Source organism: Cupriavidus sp. D39 (assembly GCF_026627925.1).
GTDB lineage: Bacteria > Pseudomonadota > Gammaproteobacteria > Burkholderiales > Burkholderiaceae > Cupriavidus > Cupriavidus ulmosensis.
Genome location: NZ_JAPNLE010000009.1, coordinates 852,968 through 871,403 on the forward strand (window position 1 = coordinate 852,968; position 18,436 = coordinate 871,403).

16 protein-coding genes and 3 pseudogenes are annotated in these 18,436 nt (G+C 61.2%); 12 read left to right on the plus strand and 7 right to left on the minus strand.

What is annotated here, in order from left to right; all coding sequences use genetic code 11:
- Nucleotides 1-2 precede the first annotated feature (2 nt).
- Complete coding sequence (locus OMK73_RS15715) at nucleotides 3-926, minus strand: LysR family transcriptional regulator (protein ID WP_267602856.1); 924 nt, start codon at nucleotides 924-926, stop codon at nucleotides 3-5.
- A 161-nt stretch (nucleotides 927-1,087) separates the two neighbouring features.
- Between OMK73_RS15715 and OMK73_RS15720 the strand changes: the two genes are divergently transcribed.
- The 3 genes from OMK73_RS15720 to OMK73_RS15730 all read left to right on the plus strand — a co-directional run bounded on the left by OMK73_RS15720 (nucleotide 1,088) and on the right by OMK73_RS15730 (nucleotide 3,678).
- Complete coding sequence (locus OMK73_RS15720; protein WP_267602857.1) at nucleotides 1,088-2,374, plus strand: MFS transporter; 1,287 nt, start codon at nucleotides 1,088-1,090, stop codon at nucleotides 2,372-2,374.
- A 12-nt stretch (nucleotides 2,375-2,386) separates the two neighbouring features.
- Nucleotides 2,387-3,136: a creatininase family protein gene (locus OMK73_RS15725; RefSeq protein ID WP_267602858.1), complete on the plus strand. Its 750-nt coding sequence runs from the start codon at nucleotides 2,387-2,389 to the stop codon at nucleotides 3,134-3,136.
- A gap of 77 nt (nucleotides 3,137-3,213) precedes the next feature.
- Entirely contained in the window at nucleotides 3,214-3,678 is a 465-nt protein-coding gene (locus OMK73_RS15730) for a RidA family protein (RefSeq protein WP_267602860.1), read from the plus strand.
- A gap of 179 nt (nucleotides 3,679-3,857) precedes the next feature.
- Here OMK73_RS15730 and OMK73_RS15735 read toward each other — a convergent pair whose 3' ends face one another.
- Nucleotides 3,858-4,445 carry a cupin domain-containing protein gene (locus OMK73_RS15735; protein WP_267602861.1) on the minus strand — a complete coding sequence of 196 codons (588 nt, stop codon included), beginning with the start codon at nucleotides 4,443-4,445 and terminating at the stop codon, nucleotides 3,858-3,860.
- Between the two features lie 184 nt (nucleotides 4,446-4,629).
- Between OMK73_RS15735 and OMK73_RS15740 the strand changes: the two genes are divergently transcribed.
- The 4 genes and pseudogenes from OMK73_RS15740 (at nucleotide 4,630) to OMK73_RS15755 (ending at nucleotide 9,089) form a co-directional block, all read left to right on the plus strand.
- Nucleotides 4,630-5,163 (plus strand): M20/M25/M40 family metallo-hydrolase, encoded by a 534-nt coding sequence (locus OMK73_RS15740; protein ID WP_267602862.1) that lies wholly within the window; start codon nucleotides 4,630-4,632, stop codon nucleotides 5,161-5,163.
- Nucleotides 5,073-5,903 (plus strand): hydantoinase/carbamoylase family amidase, encoded by an 831-nt coding sequence (locus tag OMK73_RS15745; RefSeq protein ID WP_267602863.1) that lies wholly within the window; start codon nucleotides 5,073-5,075, stop codon nucleotides 5,901-5,903. The genes OMK73_RS15740 and OMK73_RS15745 overlap by 91 nt, the downstream gene beginning before the upstream one ends.
- Before the next feature lie 190 nt (nucleotides 5,904-6,093).
- A pseudogene (locus tag OMK73_RS15750) lies at nucleotides 6,094-7,441 on the plus strand (MFS transporter).
- Between the two features lie 166 nt (nucleotides 7,442-7,607).
- The gene (locus OMK73_RS15755; RefSeq protein ID WP_267602864.1) at nucleotides 7,608-9,089 is read left to right on the plus strand and encodes an amidase; all 1,482 of its coding nucleotides are present in this window, start codon (nucleotides 7,608-7,610) and stop codon (nucleotides 9,087-9,089) included.
- A gap of 335 nt (nucleotides 9,090-9,424) precedes the next feature.
- Here the strand turns inward: OMK73_RS15755 and OMK73_RS15760 are convergent.
- The 3 genes and pseudogenes from OMK73_RS15760 to OMK73_RS15775 form a co-directional block, all read right to left on the minus strand.
- Nucleotides 9,425-9,675, minus strand: a pseudogene (locus OMK73_RS15760) (transposase); the annotation flags it as partial.
- A 244-nt stretch (nucleotides 9,676-9,919) separates the two neighbouring features.
- On the minus strand, nucleotides 9,920-10,411 hold the full coding sequence (locus tag OMK73_RS15770; RefSeq protein WP_267602866.1) for a hypothetical protein: 492 nt from the start codon (nucleotides 10,409-10,411) through the stop codon (nucleotides 9,920-9,922).
- A gap of 110 nt (nucleotides 10,412-10,521) precedes the next feature.
- Nucleotides 10,522-10,983: a DUF6130 family protein gene (locus OMK73_RS15775; RefSeq protein WP_267602868.1), complete on the minus strand. Its 462-nt coding sequence runs from the start codon at nucleotides 10,981-10,983 to the stop codon at nucleotides 10,522-10,524.
- A gap of 640 nt (nucleotides 10,984-11,623) precedes the next feature.
- Between OMK73_RS15775 and OMK73_RS15780 the strand changes: the two genes are divergently transcribed.
- The 5 genes from OMK73_RS15780 to OMK73_RS15800 all read left to right on the plus strand — a co-directional run bounded on the left by OMK73_RS15780 (nucleotide 11,624) and on the right by OMK73_RS15800 (nucleotide 16,613).
- Nucleotides 11,624-12,142 carry an alpha/beta fold hydrolase gene (locus OMK73_RS15780; protein WP_267602869.1) on the plus strand — a complete coding sequence of 173 codons (519 nt, stop codon included), beginning with the start codon at nucleotides 11,624-11,626 and terminating at the stop codon, nucleotides 12,140-12,142.
- Nucleotides 12,135-12,425, plus strand: a complete 291-nt coding sequence (locus OMK73_RS15785) for an alpha/beta fold hydrolase (RefSeq protein WP_267602870.1) — start codon at nucleotides 12,135-12,137, stop codon at nucleotides 12,423-12,425. The genes OMK73_RS15780 and OMK73_RS15785 overlap by 8 nt, the downstream gene beginning before the upstream one ends.
- A gap of 6 nt (nucleotides 12,426-12,431) precedes the next feature.
- Nucleotides 12,432-12,812, plus strand: coding sequence for a cupin domain-containing protein (locus OMK73_RS15790; protein WP_267602872.1), 381 nt, complete (start codon nucleotides 12,432-12,434; stop codon nucleotides 12,810-12,812).
- Nucleotides 12,813-13,145: 333 nt separating this feature from the next.
- A complete protein-coding gene (locus tag OMK73_RS15795) occupies nucleotides 13,146-14,198 on the plus strand; it encodes an alpha/beta fold hydrolase (protein WP_267602873.1) in 1,053 nt (350 codons plus the stop codon).
- Nucleotides 14,199-14,882: 684 nt separating this feature from the next.
- Nucleotides 14,883-16,613 carry an FAD-dependent oxidoreductase gene (locus tag OMK73_RS15800; protein WP_267602874.1) on the plus strand — a complete coding sequence of 577 codons (1,731 nt, stop codon included), beginning with the start codon at nucleotides 14,883-14,885 and terminating at the stop codon, nucleotides 16,611-16,613.
- A gap of 113 nt (nucleotides 16,614-16,726) precedes the next feature.
- On the opposite strand, the gene OMK73_RS15805 is transcribed toward OMK73_RS15800, so the two are convergent.
- Both OMK73_RS15805 and OMK73_RS15810 read right to left on the minus strand, forming a co-directional pair.
- A complete protein-coding gene (locus OMK73_RS15805; protein WP_267602875.1) occupies nucleotides 16,727-17,005 on the minus strand; it encodes a hydroxyquinol 1,2-dioxygenase in 279 nt (92 codons plus the stop codon).
- 269 nt (nucleotides 17,006-17,274) lie between these two features.
- Nucleotides 17,275-18,101, minus strand: a pseudogene (locus tag OMK73_RS15810) (IS4 family transposase DNA-binding protein).
- Nucleotides 18,102-18,436 lie beyond the last annotated feature (335 nt).

Consider the following 18,436-nt stretch of genomic DNA (forward strand, 5'->3'; position numbering starts at 1 on the left):
GGCTACTGGCCGCCCTGCGCAAACATCGGCATGTTCCGCAGGATATGTTCGAGCAGCTTGAGCGCCGCCGCCGGTAACGGCCGCCCGGCCTTGGCCACCAAGCGCGCCTGGGTGCCCCTGAACAGCGGATGATCGATCGGCACCACCGTGAGCGTTCCGGCAGCGATTTCGCGATACGCGGCGAACCTGCCGCCGATCAGCGTCATGTAGTTTTCGTAGGCAACAAACTGCTTGAGCGCCGTCAGTGAATTGGTGACCAGCACCGGCCGGATCCTGATGTTCTCCGCGAATTCGAGCATCTTGGCGGCGTGCCCGACGCCGAATGACGCCGGCATCATGGCCAGCGGCCAGGACAACATGTCCTTGACGCTGGCCGCGCCGCCACGCAATGCCAACGGATGGTCGGGCCGCACCAGCAGGCCGACCGGCTGCGACGAACTCGCCAGATACTCGATGCGCGGATGTGGCGGCGGATTGAAGGCAAGGCCGATGTGCGCGCGACTTTCGGCCACGGCGTCGAGTACCTGATCCACGCCGAGGATCTCCATCTCGATGTCGAGCAGCGGGTACTGCGCGCAGAACGGCGCCAGCACTTCATTGACCAGCGCATCCACGTACCCCTCGCTCAGGACCAGCTGGACCTGCCCCTGCTGCAGGCCCTTGAGGGCATGGAGCTGGTCCTCGAGCTTCTCCTGATGTGACCGGTAGCCGCGCCAGAACTCAAGCAGATGCGCGGCGGCCTCGGTCGGCCTGACGCCACGCGCCTGTCGCTCGAACAGAGTCGTGCCAAGTTCGTCCTCGAGCAGCCGGATCTGCCGGGTGATCACCGATGGCGATGTGTTGAGATTCTCCGCGGCGCCGCGAATGGTGCCTTGCTCGAGCACTTCGCGGAAGTAGCGCAGCCGCTGCTGATTGATTTCACGCATGTCGAACCATCCACTTGGCCGATGACAGACTCACACCATACCCGATGCGTTGCCTGGAAGACAACGAAGTGTGGACATAGTTGCTGTTGGCGATTGCCCTTGTCGCTGCCACTATCAGATCCATCAACGCGGTACCCACATAAAAGACATTGGAGACTGGCATGCTGGTGATCCCGAGCGAAAGCGCAGTAGACGACATTTCAACCCTTTACAACAAGATCAACTGGCGACTTCTGCCGTTCCTGCTGATCTGCTACCTGTTCGCCTACCTCGATCGCGTCAACATCGGCTTTGCGAAGCTTCAGATGCAAGGCGACCTCGGCTTATCCGATGCCGCATATGGCGTGGGCGCGGGGATCTTCTTTATCGGCTACGTGCTGTTCGAGATACCGAGCAACCTGATGCTGCCGCGCATCGGCGCACGCAAGACCTTCAGCCGCATCCTCGTGCTCTGGGGCATCACCTCGGCCTGCATGCTGTTCGTGCGCAACGTGCCGATGTTCTACGCCATGCGTTTCCTGCTCGGCATCTTCGAAGCAGGCTTTGCCCCGGGCATGATCTACTACCTGTCCCGCTGGTACGGGCCGCAGCGCATGGCGCGCGCCATTGCGATCGTGTTCCTTGCCGGCCCGCTCGGCGGCATTGTCGGCGGCCCGGTCTCGGCATGGCTGATCACCGCGCTGTCAGGCACCGGTGGCCTGGCCGGCTGGCAATGGATGTTCCTGGTCGAAGGCCTGCCCTGCATCCTGCTCGGCGTGCTCGCCCTGTATTTCGTGCCGAACCGTCCCGCCGACGCGGCCTGGCTGACCGAGCAGGAAAAGCGCCTGCTCGCCAACGAAATCGGATCCAGCGCGGCGCACAATCATTCCTTCCTGGCCGTGGCTCGCGATGTCCGGGTCTATGTGCTGGCCCTGGCGTACTTCTGCCTCATCGCCGCGATCTATGCGATCAGCTTCTGGCTGCCGACCTTCATCAAGGCCCAGGGCGTGAACGACACAGTGCGACTCGGCTGGTACTCGGCCCTGCCCTATGTCGCCGCGGCCTTCGGCATGTACTACATGGGCCGCCGCTCGGACCGGGTCGGCGAGCGCCGCTTCCACTGTGCCGTGCCCGCAACTGTCGGCGGATTGCTGCTCGCCGCGTCCATCCTCGTCGACGGCAATCTTGCGGCATCGCTGGTGTTGCTCACGCTCGGCACCTGCGCGCTGTGGATGACCTACACGGTGTTCTGGGCCATGCCTTCCGAATACATCAAGGGCCCGGCGGCCGCAGGCGGCATCGCACTGATCAACACGATCGGGCTATCGGGCGGCTTCTGGGGCCCGGCCATCATCGGATGGGCCAAGACCGCCACCGGCAACCTTCACCTCGGTGTGCTGATCCTGGCCGCGCTGCCAATCATCGCTGCACTGATCATCCTCGCCAACAAGCTGCCCGCGAGGCAGTAACAAGGAGTCGTCATGCTTCTACATCTCTCCACCTGGTCCGAAATCGAGCAGTTCCTCAAGCGCAGCCGCACGATCGTCGTGCCGATCGGCTCCAACGAACAGCACGGTCCCACAGGGCTGCTGGGTACGGACTGGCTGTGTCCCGAAATCATTGCGCGTGAATCGGAAAAAACCGCCGATATCCTCGTGGCCCCCACGTTTAACATCGGCATGGCACAGCATCACCTCGGCTTTCCCGGCACCATCTCGCTGCGCCCGTCCACGTTCATCGCCGCGATCGCCGACTGGACCCGCTCGCTGGTGGTGCATGGTTTCGAAAAGATCCTGTTCCTGAACGGCCATGGCGGCAATGTCTCGTCGATCGATGCCGCGTTCTCCGAACTGTACGCCGAAGCAAGCTTTGCGCGTCGTCGTGCCGGCTTCGCACTGAAGCTCTGCAACTGGTGGGATCTCGAAGGCGTGGGCGAACTGGCACGAGACCAGTTCCCGACCGGCCACGGCGCGCATGCCACGCCTTCGGAAATTGCGATCACGCAGTACGCCTTCCCCGATTCGATCAAGTCGGCCGACTATGCGCCGCCCATTGCCCCAACCGGCCCGATCCGCGAAGCCCTCGACTTCCGTGCCCGCTTCCCGGACGGACGCATCGGTTCCGATCCAGGCCTGGCAACGCGCGAGAAAGGCCGCGCACTGGTCGAACTGGCCGCGCAGTCCCTGGCGCGCGAACTCGAAGCCTTCGGCCGCGAGCCGATGCCGGACTGAAACCGGTCCGCCGGCGCCACATGACTCGCGATGACTCCCCGTGGCGCCAGCCATCTTGCCCTCCATCGACAAACATCATGCAATCACACGATATCCACCAAAGACTGAAAGCACTCGACATCGAGCTGTCCCCCGCAGGCGCGCCGGCTGCCGCGTACGTAATGAGCGCGCAGAGCGGCAACCTTGTCTACGTATCCGGCCACATTGCGAAGAAGAACGGCAACGTGTGGGTTGGCAAGCTCGGCGCCACGATGTCGACGGACGAGGGACGCGCCGCGGCCCGCGCGGTCGCGATCGATCTGCTGTCGACGCTACAGGCCCACACCGGCGATCTGAATCGCGTCAAACGCATCGTCAAGGTCATGAGCCTGGTCAATTCAACGCCCGACTTCACCGAGCAGCATCTGGTCACCAACGGCGCATCGGAACTGTTCGTCGACGTGTTTGGCGATGCCGGCAAGCATGCGCGGTCGGCATTCGGTGTCGCACAGATTCCGCTGGGGGCCTGCGTGGAGATCGAAGTCTGCGTCGAACTGGACTGAGGCTTCAGATCGAACCAAACCGTGCGGGCGGACGAACTCTCAAGGTCCGCGCGACAAACTTCAGCGCGGCAGCCAGTTGCTCACGCGAAGCGGCACAGGCCAGGCTCATGAGCGCTTGCCGAATACCGGGCAGCGGCGATAGCTTCGGAGCAGTCGGCTGCCACTTCGTTGGCGACGCTCTAGAAGCTCTGCGGAGTATTGACCCACAGCACCCGTGCATCGACGGAGCCGATATTCCTGTAGCCGTGAGGAAGGTGCGAAAGAAAGAAAAAGGAATCGCCTTTCTTCACAATCGTCTTCTGCTGGTCCACCGTCAACTCGAGCTCCCCTTCCAGCACATAGCCCATTTCTTCACCCTGGTGCTCAAGATAACCCTGAGACGAGTTGCCGACCGGAATATGATGAATATTCGCCTCCAGCAACGTGCACAGGTTATTTGGAAGTAGCGTTTCCAACGCGACACCATTTCCCGCGCGTTGATGTTCGGTCCGGAGCGTCTGCCGCTGCCCCTCGCGCATTACCGTGACCACGCCGCCCGCATCCGTCTCTTCCGAGAAAAGCCTGGCAACACTGATTCCCAGATTCACGGCGATCTTGTGAATCATCGGGAGCGAAGGACGCACTTTGTTATTCTCGACTTTCGAAAGGAAACTTTCGGTGCACCCGACCTTTTCTGCCAGCTGGCGCAAACTCAATTTTCGATTAAGTCTGGCATGCTTCAACCGGCCGCCAATTACAATTTCCTGATTTTGTCCGGTATTTTCCATAAATTATACGACGATTATATCGGGCTCGGCCAAATGTGAAGTATAACCGCATTCGTGTGCGCACATGCCAAATGATACCATTGAGTCACAAGTAATGACAGATTGATTCCTGTTAGTCAAGGTACTTGACTAACAGGAATCAACTCGGCAAACTGGCTCGCAACGAAACAAGGTAAGCAGCCAGATGAACGCCCCCACTCCTTCCTCCTCTCTCACGCAAATCGGTCCTCGCATCAACAGCCAGCGGCTCTGGGAACATGTCTGCGCCATGGCAAGGATCGGCGCCACGGCCAAAGGCGGTGTCAACCGCCAGGCGCTCACCGCGGAAGACACCCAGGGCAAAATGTTGTTGCTCCAATGGGCATCGAGGCGAGGCTATCAGACCTCGATCGACCCGATCGGCAATCTGTTCATCCGCCGTCCCGGAAAGAATCCGGGTCTCAGGCCCATATTGACGGGTTCACATCTCGATTCCCAACCGACCGGAGGCAGGTTCGACGGTGTCTACGGCGTGCTAGCAGGTTTCGAGGTACTCGAGACGCTCGACGATCACGGTATGGAGACCGAACACCCGATCGAGCTCGTTGTGTGGATGAACGAGGAGGGCTCAAGGTTCCCCCTCCCACGATGGGTTCCGCCGTTGCGGCCGGCGCGCTGCCGCTGGCCGATGCATTGGCGATCAAGGACGTCAACGGTGTCGATGTGGAAAGCGCACTGAAGGCCCAAATCGCGAAGCTGCCGGTACTGGAGAAGCGCCCGCTTGGCATGAGCGGCTTTGCCTATATCGAAGCCCACATCGAGCAGGGCCCCGTGCTCGAGAACCAGGCATGCGATGTGGGCATTGTCACGGGAATTCAGGGGCTTCATGCCTACGAGATCCAGCTGCTAGGCGCTGAGGCCCACGCGGGCACCACGCCGCTGCGGCATCGCAAAGACGCATTGGTGGCCGCCACCACGCTCATCGGACGCATTCGCGCCGCGATAGACGACCCCGCGGATATTCTGCGCTTCACCGTCGGAAGGCTGGAGGTCTATCCGGGATCGCCTAACACCGTGCCAGGCCGCGTGACATTCAATATCGATTTGCGCCATCCCGACCCCGACTCCCTGCTACGTGCCGGCGAGACGATCCTTCAGCTTTGCTCCGGCGAGATCGAGGGCTGCCCGGTGTCGGCGAAGGTTCTGTTGAGGTCCACGCCGATAACGTTCGACGATCGCGTGGTGGCAACCGTGCGCAACGCTGCCGCCGGTCGGGCAATGAAATTCCTTGACATCGTATCCGGCGCGACTCACGACGCCAAGTACACCGCACACCACATCCCCACCGGCATGATCTTCGTGCCTTGCGAAAAGGGCATCAGCCACAACGAGGCCGAGAACGCGCGCGAAGTCGATGCCGCGGCCGGGGCGCAAGTCCTCTGCGACGCCATGCTGGCGATCATGTCCGAACAACTATAGGCAGTTCCAACTGCCGCATCGAGCCCGGGCCAACCGCACACGGGCAGCCATCGGCCGCACCGCCACCGGAAAGTGTCGGTCGACGTGAAGCGAAGTTGCCACGCAATGACGCCAGAACCATTTCGACCACACCTCCCGGCGTCGATGCGCGCCGTGGCGACGCTATACACACCAACCAAAGGAGAGGTCTATGTCTCAGAAAGACCAAATTTCATGGCGCGGGACGGACGGTGCGTCCCTCTATCGAAAGGTAGATCTACGCCTGCTGCCACTGCTGTTCATTGGCTTCATGTTCGCCTATCTGGACAGAGTCAACGTAGGGTTTGCAAAGCTTCAGATGCAGAGCGACCTCGGCTTCTCCGACGCCGCCTACGGCATCGGGGCCGGAATATTTTTCGTGGGCTATGTCCTGTTCGAGGTGCCAAGCAATCTCTTGCTGCCCAGGGTTGGCGCCCGGCTTACCTTCAGCCGCATCATGGTGCTCTGGGGTATTACCTCGATGTGCATGGTGTTCGTCAATAGCGTCCCGGTGTTCTACGCCCTGCGCTTTCTGCTGGGCGTCTTCGAAGCACGGCTTCGCGCCGGGCGTCCTGTTCTACCTGTCGCGCTGGTATGGTCCGAGCCGCATCGCCGGCGCAATTTCGATGGTTTGGCTTGCGGGCCCTTTCAGCGGAATTGTTGGCGGGCCGCTGTCGGCGTGGATCATGACGGCTTTCGCCGGTACGGCCAACCTCGCCGGTTGGCAATGGATGTTTCTCATTGAAGGCGCCCCCACCCTTGTGCTTGGCGTCGCGGCCTACTTCCTGCTTGTCGATGATCCATCCAATGCGAAATGGCTCAACGACGAGGAGAAACGCGCGCTGGCCGCGGAAACGAACACGGCTGCAGACCGGCGGCACGAATCGTTCCTCACGGTACTGCGTGATCCCAAGGTGTATATCCTGGCGGCTGCCTATCTGTGCATCATCGCGCCGATCTACGCCTTGAGCTTCTGGCTGCCGACGGTCATCAGATCCGCCGGTGTCACCAACACACAGACGCTCGGATGGTATGCGGCCATTCCTTATGTGGCTGCGGCGTTTGCCATCTTCTTCGGTGGCCGTAGCTCCGACAGGCGTCAGGAGCGTCGAATTCACATCGCCGTGCCGGCCGCCATAAGCTGCCTTTGCTTCGTTGGCTGGTACCTTGCCGACGGTAATCTCGCAGTGACAATGGTATGCGTTACCGTCGCTACCGGCCTGATGTGGATGGCCAACATCGTCTTCTGGGCCGTTCCGCCCGCGTACATCAAGGGCGACGCACGAGCGGGAGCCATCGCCCTGATCAATACAATTGGCCTGTCTGGTGGCTTCTTCGGCCCAAGCATCATCGGTTGGTCGAAATCCGTGACCGGCAGCATCTACCCTGGGTTCCTGCTGATGGCAGCGCTGTTGTCGATGTGCGCGTTTATCATCCTGTTCCTGCGCCTGAAGCCCAGGGCCGATACCGCGCTTCGCCACGAGTCGCCCATGCCGGCCAGCGTGCGTCAAGCGAAGTAAATCTCCTCCGGCCAGTGATCGCGCATGCCAGTAGTCACTCAACTATGAAGCCGCCGGGCAGTGCGATGCGGGACGAACGTCCTTCATTGCCTGCGGTCAGACCAGGCAGGCGCGCAGCCCTTGCGACGCGCGCCCTCCCAATGTCTCGCTGAAAGAGAACGTCCAAATGAAGCTCGCCGAATACACCGCCCTTGACGGCATGGGCCTGCATCACCTCATCGCCACGCGAGAAGTGACCGCAATGGAAGTAGCGCAGGCCGCATTGGCTGCCATCAAGGCGGTCAATCCCCAGGTAAACGCTGTGCTCGATTATTGGCCCGAAGAGGTGGAGATACAGTCAGCCGGCATCGTGAGCGCGGATCCGAGACCGCTCGGCGGCGTGCCGTTTCTCCTCAAGGATCTTGGCGTCGCCATGCAGGGACGCAGGAGCGAAATGTGCAGTCGTTTGGCGATGGGAACCGTCGCAAAGGACGACTCGTACGTGATGACGAGCTTCCGTCAGGCAGGCCTGATCACGCTTGGGCGAACAACCATGCCGGAACTGGCGGTTAGCACGACGACGGAACCCGTGCTGTACGGCCCGACGAGGAATCCCTGGAGTCTGCAGCATGGCGCGGGCGGATCGAGCGGCGGTGCGGGAGCGGCGGTAGCCGCCGGTATCGTTCCCATTGCGCATGCGACGGACGGAGGCGGATCAATACGGGTGCCGGCCTCCTGCAACGGGCTCTTCGGTCTGAAGCCGACCAGGGGACGCGTGTCGAACGGGCCCTATGTGGACGAAGTATGGAATGGTCTGGGCGTGCATTTTGCCGTGAGCCGAACTGTGCGCGACAGTGCGGCGCTGCTTGATGGCATCCACGGCGGCGGCGTGGGCGAGCCCTACTACATTGCCCCACCCAAAGCCAGCTATCTGTCGGAGATCCGGCAGCAGCCGGGAAATCTGAAGATCGGGTTCATGATGCATCCATGCAATGCCGCGCGTACCGACACGGGGGTTGTTGATGCCTTGAGCAAGGTGGCCAGGACACTTGAGTCCCTGGGTCATCATGTCCATGAAGTAGCGCCAGATTTGGGTGTGAGCTGGGACGCCTTTGTGCTATGCAATGCGCAAATCTGGGCTGCCAACGCGGCGCTCCGGATCAACGGCATTGCCGCAGCCACCGGACGGACGGTGGATGAGAAACACCTCGAACCTGCAACGCTCGCGCTCTACCGATACGGCATTGAGATTGGCGCCGTAGACCTCCTGTCGGCATTGCAGGTCAGGAATACGGTCACACGGGCGCTGGGGCGGTTCTTCGGCGACTACGACATTCTGCTGACACCGACGCTACCCGGACTTCCGCCTCGGATTGGTGAATACAACCGGGTAGAGACATCCGTCGATGGGCTTGGCTGGATCGCGCACGTTTTTAGCCAGTCACCGTTTACCGCGTTATCGAACGTGACCGGAACGCCAGCAATGTCAGTGCCGCTTTCCATCGACCCGCAAACGGGTCTGCCAATCGGCTCGCATTTTATGTCTGGCTTCGGGCGGGAGGACACGCTGTTCCGTCTGGCCGCACAATTGGAAACGGCATGTCCCTGGCGCGAACGGCGGCCACCGGTATGGGCAGGGTCAATCGTCAACGAGATGTCGAAACAGTAGTAACCGCTATCCGGCAAGTGGCGGGATGACAGTTTTATTGTTGCAGTCGCGACACTTTTAGTACGGTGTACGATAGCCTTTAAGCATTACAACGAGCAGCACCCTCACGGTGCCCTGAATTACCGCTCACCGAGAGAGTTCAGGCGCACCATGGGGTTATCAACCAAAGGGTGTGTCCGTGTCCGGAGACACGGGGGCAAATCCATCAACCGATGAATCCAAGATCTCCTTACTCGCTGTGCATACTGCGCCGTTAGCACCCATTAGGACTCCATGCATCGCGCATGTGTGGTTGGCGTGCTCGCTGACTCGGGCTCACGGGTTCCCTCTAAAGTGCGATGCTTTCCGCGTTGCACTTCGTCAATCTCCCCGTTCCTGCGGGTCCGCTGATTGGTGAAGTCCTTGGCGTGCGGCGCATTCGATGCGATCAGCTCCTGCTGACTGGCGTACGCGCTGTCACCGTAGACACGCCGCTCCTCCCCGTGCAGTAACTGGGGCAGCGCATGCTTGTCGTGAACGTTGGCCGGCGTCACCACCGCTGAACGCGCCAGCCCACTCAGCCAATGTGCAATTTCATGCCAAAGAACCTCGATATAGCCACCCGTGCCAAGGCCGCCCGTGTAATGGAACGTCGACGGGTGCACCGCATTGAGCGCGGCGCGCCGACGCAGGCGTTCCACGAGGTCCGGATTGGCGATATACGCACGGCCAAATGCCACCCCATCGGCGTCGCCTTGCTTGAGAACCGCCTCTGCCGCGTGCTGGTCCACCCTTCGTTGGCGATGACCACGCCGCCGAATTCGCGCATGAGCGCCGGAAGCAGCGCGCCTTCACCCTGCGTTTCGCGGATAAACGGGAAGCCCAGGCCACGCTGACCGAGCACGCGCGCCACGTAGGCGAACGTCCGTGCCGGCTGGCTTTCCGCCATCGAATGGCTCGGCGAGCGGGGTGCCAGATGCACGCCAACGCGCTTCAGGTCCCAGACCGCGGTGACAGCATCGGCAACTTTCACCAGGATGCGCAATCGAGCCGCCATCGGCATCGGTGCGGACATTGATTCCGTCCTGCAGGAACTGGTCGAGCAGGTAGCCGTTGGTCGCGTGGATCGCCACACCGTCGAAGCCGGCCGCCCTGGCATTGGCGGCCGCGCGACCGAAGTCGGCCATGATGCCCCGGATCTCTTCCGCAGTCAGCTCGCGTGGCACCACGAACGGACGCTGCGGACGCAACAGGCTGACATTTCCACCCGCGGCAATCGGGCTCGGCGCCAAGGCCTTCAGAAGAAGGGACTTTGGGGTGCCCGTTAGAAGCGAGGTCAGCATCCGATACTTGGCCGCATCCGCAAAGCGCGTGTGCATGCCGCGGCCCTTAACGTTAGACCTAATCGCCGCAGGCATATGCCGTGTCTCCTGCAGAAGGAACACACAGGCCCTCAAGGCTGGTGGGGTTTTGACGCCTTCAGGTCCGGGACGGTAACGGAAACTGTCTCGCTGCCCAGGATCTTGTGGCTGGGATCGGCCAGTTCGAGCCGCAGCTTGTGTGCGCCGGGCGTCAGCCCCACAACGATGATGGGATCCTCGCTGGTATGGGCCCAGGTGCCGTGCGCGTCGTCAACGGTTACATGAAGATGCCCTATACGCGGCGTTACCTCGACGGCGGTCTTGCCGAATAACGGCATGACTCGGAAGTTCTCTGTCCGGAACTGAACGATGACGACGCCGCGAGCCAGTGGTTCGGGCAGCGGTGGATATGGAATCAGCTTCGGTGCCGGTTCCGATTCGAGCGGCAGGATCGCCGGGGGACGGACGGTATCCGGGGCGTTCTGCGCGAAGGCAGCAATGCAGAAAACAGCGCCAGCAGCGGCGACTGACAAGTGTCTGAAGAGGGGTCGCATGGTTTTTCCTTTCGCGGCCAGGCTGGCCGGGGGTAGCGAAGCCATTTACGCTTCGCTGTTATGTAAGAGTAGTAGTTGGGACCAAAAAGCGGACTTTGACCGTGGTCCCGGCCGAATCGTAGGCCACTCCTCCATGCGTTTCAGAACCTTTTTGTACCCGTCTGTATCACCCCCTGTGTTGATACGTTTCATGACGGAAGCGGCCCAGGTACGTTACAGGCCCGATACAAAGGTCGGCTTAAATTCTTCGCAACAGGCAGCCGCAAGCTGTGACGCAGAGACCCCCTGAACCTGCTCTTGTTTGCTGCATATGCAACACAATCACGAACATGCCATTTAAACGTTCAACCCTCGTTCAGTTAGCCCTATACATCATCGAGATTTCTTTGAACCCGATTGTCAGGATTGGCACTGCAACCGCTGCATTTGCTGCTCTCATGGTGGCCGCCTCCCAGGTTATGCAGGGGCGCCCTCCAAAGCTCACACGGATGCGGCGGCCGTTCGGAAGACCACCGCCGCAAAGGTTGCCGACGTGTCAGATGCGGCGCTGGTGAAGTCGTTGCCGGGATTCAGGAACGGCTACGCCGAGGTCAACGGTGTACGGCTGCACTACGTCGTCGGCGGCAAGGGCTAGCCGCTCGTGTTGCTGCCCGGCTGGCCTGAGACCTGGTGGACCTTCCACAAGATCATGCCGACGCTCGCCGAGCATCACACCGTCATCGCCGTGGACTTGCGCGGCATGGGCGCATCGTCGAAGCCCGCCGAAGGCTACGACAAGACGACCATGGCACGTGACATTCACGAGCTGGTGAAATCGCTGGGCTATGACAAGGCCAGTGTCGCAGGTCATGACATTGGCTCGGCGGTGGCCTTCGCGTATGCGGCGAACTATCCGCAGGCCATCGACAAGCTGGTGATGCTGGAGCTGCCGCACCCGGACGAGAGCCTGTTGTCGTTCCAGCTTCTACCCGCGCACAACACCTTCGGCGACAAGCTCGACTTCGCCCATCCGTATCTCTGGTGGTTTGCCTTCAACCAGGTCAATGGGCTGCCGGAGAAGCTGCTCGCCGGTCGTATCCGGGTCGAGCAGGATTGGCTCTTCAAGTACTTCCTGGTTGGACGAGGGTGCGATCGACGCGCGGGACCGAGCCGTGTATGAGCGCGCGTACAACAGTGCTGACGCCATTCGCGCAAGCAACGCGTGGTATCAGGCCTTCACGCAGGACGTGGTAGACAACAAAGGTTACGGCAAGCTCGAGATGCCGGTTCTGGCGATGGGTGGCCCGGCCTACCGATGGATGAAGAAGGTCATTGGACAGAAGGTGTCGAACCTGACTACTGTGAATATGGAGGGCACGGGCCACTTCGTTCAGGAAGAGCGCCCAAAATTCGTCGCCAGGACGATGGTGGATTTCCTGCAGACCATCGGACCGGCGACCTGAGCCCCCATGCACGCGCCGCACACCCGGATTGCTGTATATGCAGCGTATCCGCCCGTTAGTTTTTGGAAGCACGAAAGGAAGTTGCATGAAACGAAACGAATTCTCACCGCAGCCGCACTGCTCGCCACCAGCGGTCTGGCAATGACTCTGGCCCATGCTCAGGAAGGAATCGGGCGCACCGAGATTCATCGGCACGATCTCGGAAGCTCCGGACGCGAGGTCGTGCAGGTGCGCGTTGATTTCGCCCCAGGAGCGGCGTTCGGCAGGCACACGCATCCGGGCGACGAAATCGCCTATGTCCTCGATGGCACGCTCGAGTATCAGGTCGACGGCAAGCACCAGCATGCTCGACTTCGTCAAGCTCAATGCCTCCGAGTTCTCGCGTGACGGCACCTTAGCTTGAGAAAGCGACGCACCGTACCTATTGCACAAAGGCAAGACGCATAGCCGCCGCATCATGCAATCGACCAAGGCGCCAACACGGGCCGGCCGCACGACCAGGCGTGTACAAGCGGGCGCCTTGTCTCGGCTATTTTTTATGAACGCGAGCAAATCCGGTGCTATACAAGAACAGTTGTCTGATCGCACTGGCAGAAACATCGTCGTTTCGATTCTGGTAGCTATGACGCAAAGGCGCCATGCTACCGGGAATCGCAGCCACGCCAAGATAAGTAAAGCACCGACCCGATGAACGATTCCGCATCAGCGCGAGGAGAAAAAATGACGGAGAAAATCGATCTGCCTCGTCGAGGCTTTCTGGGCACGGCCGCCTTGACGCTCGCTACAGTACAGTTTGGCGTTTTAACGTCCGCCAAAGCCCAGACCAATCAATCGAAGCCGGCGCCCCTGCCCTCGACCAGGCCGGGTACCCATGCGGCCTTTGCATCGATCAAGCAGATCAACGCAGGGCTACTCAACGTCGGCTACGCGGAGGCTGGCCCTGCTAACGGGCCAGCCGTCGTCCTGCTACACGGTTGGCCCTATGACATCCACAGCTTCGTCGACGTCGCGCCTCTGCTCGCGTCGCGCGGATACCGCGTGATTGTTCCGTACCTGCGCGGCTATGGTTCGACGACCTTCCTGTCGAAGGAATCCATGCGCAACGGCCAGCCGGCGGCCGTTGCGCTCGATATCATCGCGCTGATGGATACGCTGGGCATGCAGAAAGCCGTCATCGCGGGGTTCGATTGGGGCGCGCGCACGGCATGCATCCTTGCTGCCCTCTGGCCAGAGCGCTGTAACGGGCTGGTATCCGTCAGTGGCTACCTGATTGGCAGTCAGGCGGCGGGCAAGATGCCGCTGCCGCCTGAGGCCGAGTTTCAGTGGTGGTACCAGTTCTACCTGGCCACCGACCGCGGACGCGATGGCTATCAGAAGTACACGCATGACTTCGCCAAACTGATCTGGCAGCAGGCCTCACCGAAGTGGAAGTTCGACGACGCCACCTTCGAACGCAGTGCCGCTGCATTCAACAATCCCGATCACGTGGAGATTTCCGTACACAACTATCGCTGGCGGCAAGGTCTTGCCGCAGGCGAGCCGAGGTACGACGAGTTCGAGCAGCGGCTCGCGACGGCGCCCACCATAGGCGTGCGCACAATCACGATGGAAGGTGACGCCAACGGCGCCCCGCATCCGGCGCCCAGCACCTATGCCAGCAAGTTCACCAGCAAATACGAGCACCGGGACCTCAAGGGAGGCATCGGCCACAACCTCCCGCAGGAAGCACCGCGGGAATTCGCGCAGGCGGTTATCGACGTCAACAGGTTTTAGTGTGACAGACTAGCCCGGCCGGCATCGGGACTCAACGTCCGACGCCTGCGTCACAGAGCTGCGGAAAGATCTTCCAGACGTCCTATGAGCAAGCGCCCGCTCAGGGACCGGTCTGCTCGTATCGGTGCTCCTCACATCTTCGCATTCACATGCCGATCATCAGGTGCCCGGGCCCATCGCGGGAAAAGTGCCTGGCCTCGATGAAGGCATGCCCGACTACCAGGGCGTCTCTAATGCCTACTCTCGCCATGGCAGGGGACGACTGAAGCAAACGTACCCAAGAACGCCCTAGCCAAAAAGTGTGTTTAGGCAAGATCCGCCCGACGGACAGATCTAAAAGGGACTTGACCTCTATTGATCGTTGCGTCGTGCGTTGTACAAGTCCGTCCGCAGGTCGCCTGTCAGCTCTCAGACCACAGTACTGTGACTCCGCGTGGCGCTCCGTAGCGTTCAACGCGGTGCCAAAGAGAGCGAATGCAAGATTTCTTGGCTGGCGGCGACAACTCGATTACTCTCGTCATAAGGTGGTCGTCGCGCACAGTCCCGTGCGCACCGGTAACTGCCGAGCGGAAGTATTCAGTAGCCGCTTCATTCTTTTTGACCGGGCGGAGCCTTTAGCTGCAGGTATCGGCAACAGTCGACCTGGCGGTGGCGGTGCCGATTTGCCACCAAGGAGAATCGGCGATGAGCAACGAGTCAAGGCTGGAAGGCGACAAGCTCGCGCATCAGGTGGCAGAGGACGCGAGCCGTATCGACGACGGCGCGATCGTCGATGACCCGAGCGTGCGCGACCATCCGCGCTACCACCAGATGTTTCCGGTCCTGACGGAGGCTGAAGTCGACAAAGTGCGTCGCTTCGGCAGCCAGTGCCACTACGCTAAAGGCGAATTGCTCTATCGTGCCGGAAGTATCTGTCCGGGCATGTTCCTCCTGCTGTCGGGAAAAGTGCGGATAGTCATTCGTGATGGCCTGGGCCACCGGATTGTCCACACCTATACACAACGCGGCGAGTTCACCTCCGATATCACCCAGCTTTCGAGCAAGCCCGCAGTTGTAGATGCGCATGTCATCGAATCTGTCGAAGCGGTGTTGCTGCGGCCCAACCAACTAAGCGCCATGGTGATCAGTGAAGCCGATCTTGGCGAAAAGATCATGCGCGCCTTGATTCTGAGGCGCGTCTTGGCGATTGAACGCGGACAGGGTGCCGTTCTGGTCGGCGCCCCCGGCAATGATCGACTCCTCGCATTGCAAGATTTTCTGCGCCGCAACGCTTTTCCAAATATGGCGCTCGATGCGGAGCAGGACGCCGACGCCATCGCGTTACTTGAACGCCTGACGCCGCAGCCCGATGACTTCCCGCTCGTCGTTTGTCCGAACGGCACTGTGCTGCGAAACCCCGATGTGGGACAGCTCGCCTCCTGCTTGGGACTGATTCCCGAGTTCGATCCGACGCACGTCTACGATGTGGCGATCGTCGGCGCCGGCCCGGCGGGACTAGCGACGGCCGTCTACGCGGCATCCGAAGGGCTGTCGGTCGCGGTGTTCGACTATCGTGCACCCGGTGGCCAAGCGGGTACGAGTGCACGCATCGAGAACTATCTGGGCTTTCCCACAGGCATTACGGGTCACGCGCTGGCTGGCCGCGCGTTCGTCCAGGCGCAGAAGTTCGGAGCACATATCGGCATCCCGTGCGAAGTCAAGGCGTTGTATTGCGACAAGCACCCGCTTGTCGTGGAGCTTGCCGATGCCCGGCGCATCCTCGCGCGCACCGTGGTCATCGCCAGCGGCGCAGAGTATCGGCGTCCCGTCGTCGAGGGACTTGCGCGCTTCGAGCGCTGCGGCGTCTATTACTGGGCTACGCCAATCGAGGCCAGGCTATGCCGCAAGGAGCCGGTGCTGCTGGTCGGCGGCGGCAACTCCGCGGGGCAGGCTGTCGTATTTCTGGCATCGCACGCCGAGCATGTGCACATGTTCATCCGCGGCGCGAGCCTTGAGCAAAGCATGTCGCACTACCTGATCGAACGTATCGGCTCGCTGCCGAATGTGACGCTTCATACGCGCATTGAACTGACTGCGCTCGAGGGGGATGGGCGTCTCGAACGCGTGCACTACCGCGGTGCCGGCGGCATTGAAGGAAGCATGACGGTACATCATCTATTCGTATTCATCGGCGCCGAACCGAATACGAGCTGGCTTAAGACATGCGGCGTGTCGCTCGACAGCAAAGGATTCGTATTGACCGGCACCGACGTTGCCGAAGCTCCCGTGCAAACGCTGCTTTTGCAGACGAGTGTTGAGGGTGTCTTCGCGATCGGCGACGTTCGTTCGGGATCCACCAAGCGTGTCGCGTCGGCGGTAGGCGAAGGCGCGGCCGTAGTGGCGCAGATTCATCGTTTCTCGGCCGGCGTCCGGTGAACGCACCTGTCGACCGGAACGGCCGCAGTTAGTGCGGTATGAAGAAGCGCGCGCATGAATCGGGGGCGGGAGCGCTGTCAGTCGCGCTCCCTGTCTGGTCGGCAAGGGGAGCGTCAGACGTAGGCGCCGTCAAGATAGGGATCAACACTGCGCGCCGGGTCCGCCGAGACGCCCGTACGGTCCATGCCGGCCAGGGTGCGGGCACCGTCGATGTACGGATCGACTGCCCGCGCGCCATCGGTGTATGCGTCGCGCGACTCCTGCACCGAACGGGCACCCTCGGTATACGGGTCCCGGGCGCCTACATGGGACAGACCGGCGGCATGCGCACCGGCAGCGGCGGCAACCAGGGCGATGGCGAACACAAAACGCTTGGCGATGTTGGTAGTCATGATCGGCTTCCTTGAAAGTCTGCGTTGGATATGGCAGCCGCGGGATCGCATCGTTGCTGTTCGCCTGCGGGCTACGGAACGTATTTAAGGAGACCGATGTATCGTGCCAGTAGCGCGTAATGACCGTTTCTGTCAGTACGCGTATCGTTGCGGCGGCTTGATACAGTCGCGTACAAAAGTCTTGCGCGAACGGGCGGACCGCCATGGAACCGGGGACTCTGATGGTGCACATCCGTTCACTTGCCGAAGCGCGCCTGTGGCAGGGCCAGTCAGCCCAGCCTGACTTCCGCCGCCGGGCCTCCGCCCTCACGATTACGCAGCCTGAGGGTTCCGCCGATGGCCACCGCGAGCTGCTGGGCAATCGCCAGCCCGAGCCCGGTACCGCTGGTCTCCCGGCTGCGTGAATGCTCGAGCCGGACAAACGGCTGCAGCACCACCTCGAGCTTGTCTTCCGGGATGCCGGCGCCGCGATCGAGTACCTTGAGGACCTCGGCTCCAAGGTTGCGGTTGTGTTGCGATCCGATCAACCAGTCAGCAGGCTGGCCTAACTCCTCAGCCCGCTGCATCAATGCAGCGATGTCGCCTTCCCGATCCGTCACATAGACCAGCCGGGTCTGCGCCAGCGTCGCCGCTTGCTCGGCCACGCGTTCATAGCCTTCGATCCACCTCACGCTCTCCTTGATACCACCGCGTTGCCCGGCCGCATCCTTTGGTTCGCGTGCCCACATCCAGGCGTCGATCACCCCCAGCGGCCCCCGATCCGGTGTCACCGCATACGTCGCGTGAAGATACATCCCGCGCTGAACCTCATAGCTCAACGGCCCAGCCCCTCCATCTCTTGGCCGTTAAAGTCCAGTTCGGTCGCATCAGCAAGGCAAAGCACGACCGGAAATGGATGCATCCGCGCAGCCGTACGATCCCAATGTGGCTGCATCATGTCTCGCCACTCGACCTCTTCGTTGCCGAGGAAGCGGTATGCAGCCATGGTCTCAGCCCAGCCATCGCATGCCCCCGGAATGCTCGCCGTCGGCTTGGCCGCAAACCGCTTCAGCAACTCCTTCGCGCGACGGTCCCGTCTTGGATCGCCAAGATCCAGCGCTTCAAATTCGTCGTCCACCCACGCCCCTGACTCGTTGCGCATTTTCTCTGGAAAATCCAAGGGCAAACGCGAGTTCACGCCGGTTTACAACCCCTCTGCATCGACATCCACCCACTTCTGCCTCGCACCATCGCTCTGGCCGGCCGTACTTCTGTATAACCTTTTCATGATTCAGATCGGCATCGCCCCCAAGCATGAAAGCTCATGAGCGCGGAGAATAAACGGTGGCGCACAGGACACCAAAGACCGCAATCTCAATGGTGGCCCGACCCCGTGTATAACCAGGCCTACCCGAACTGGCTCGCACCCCCAACAGTTGCGCGGTTTGTCGC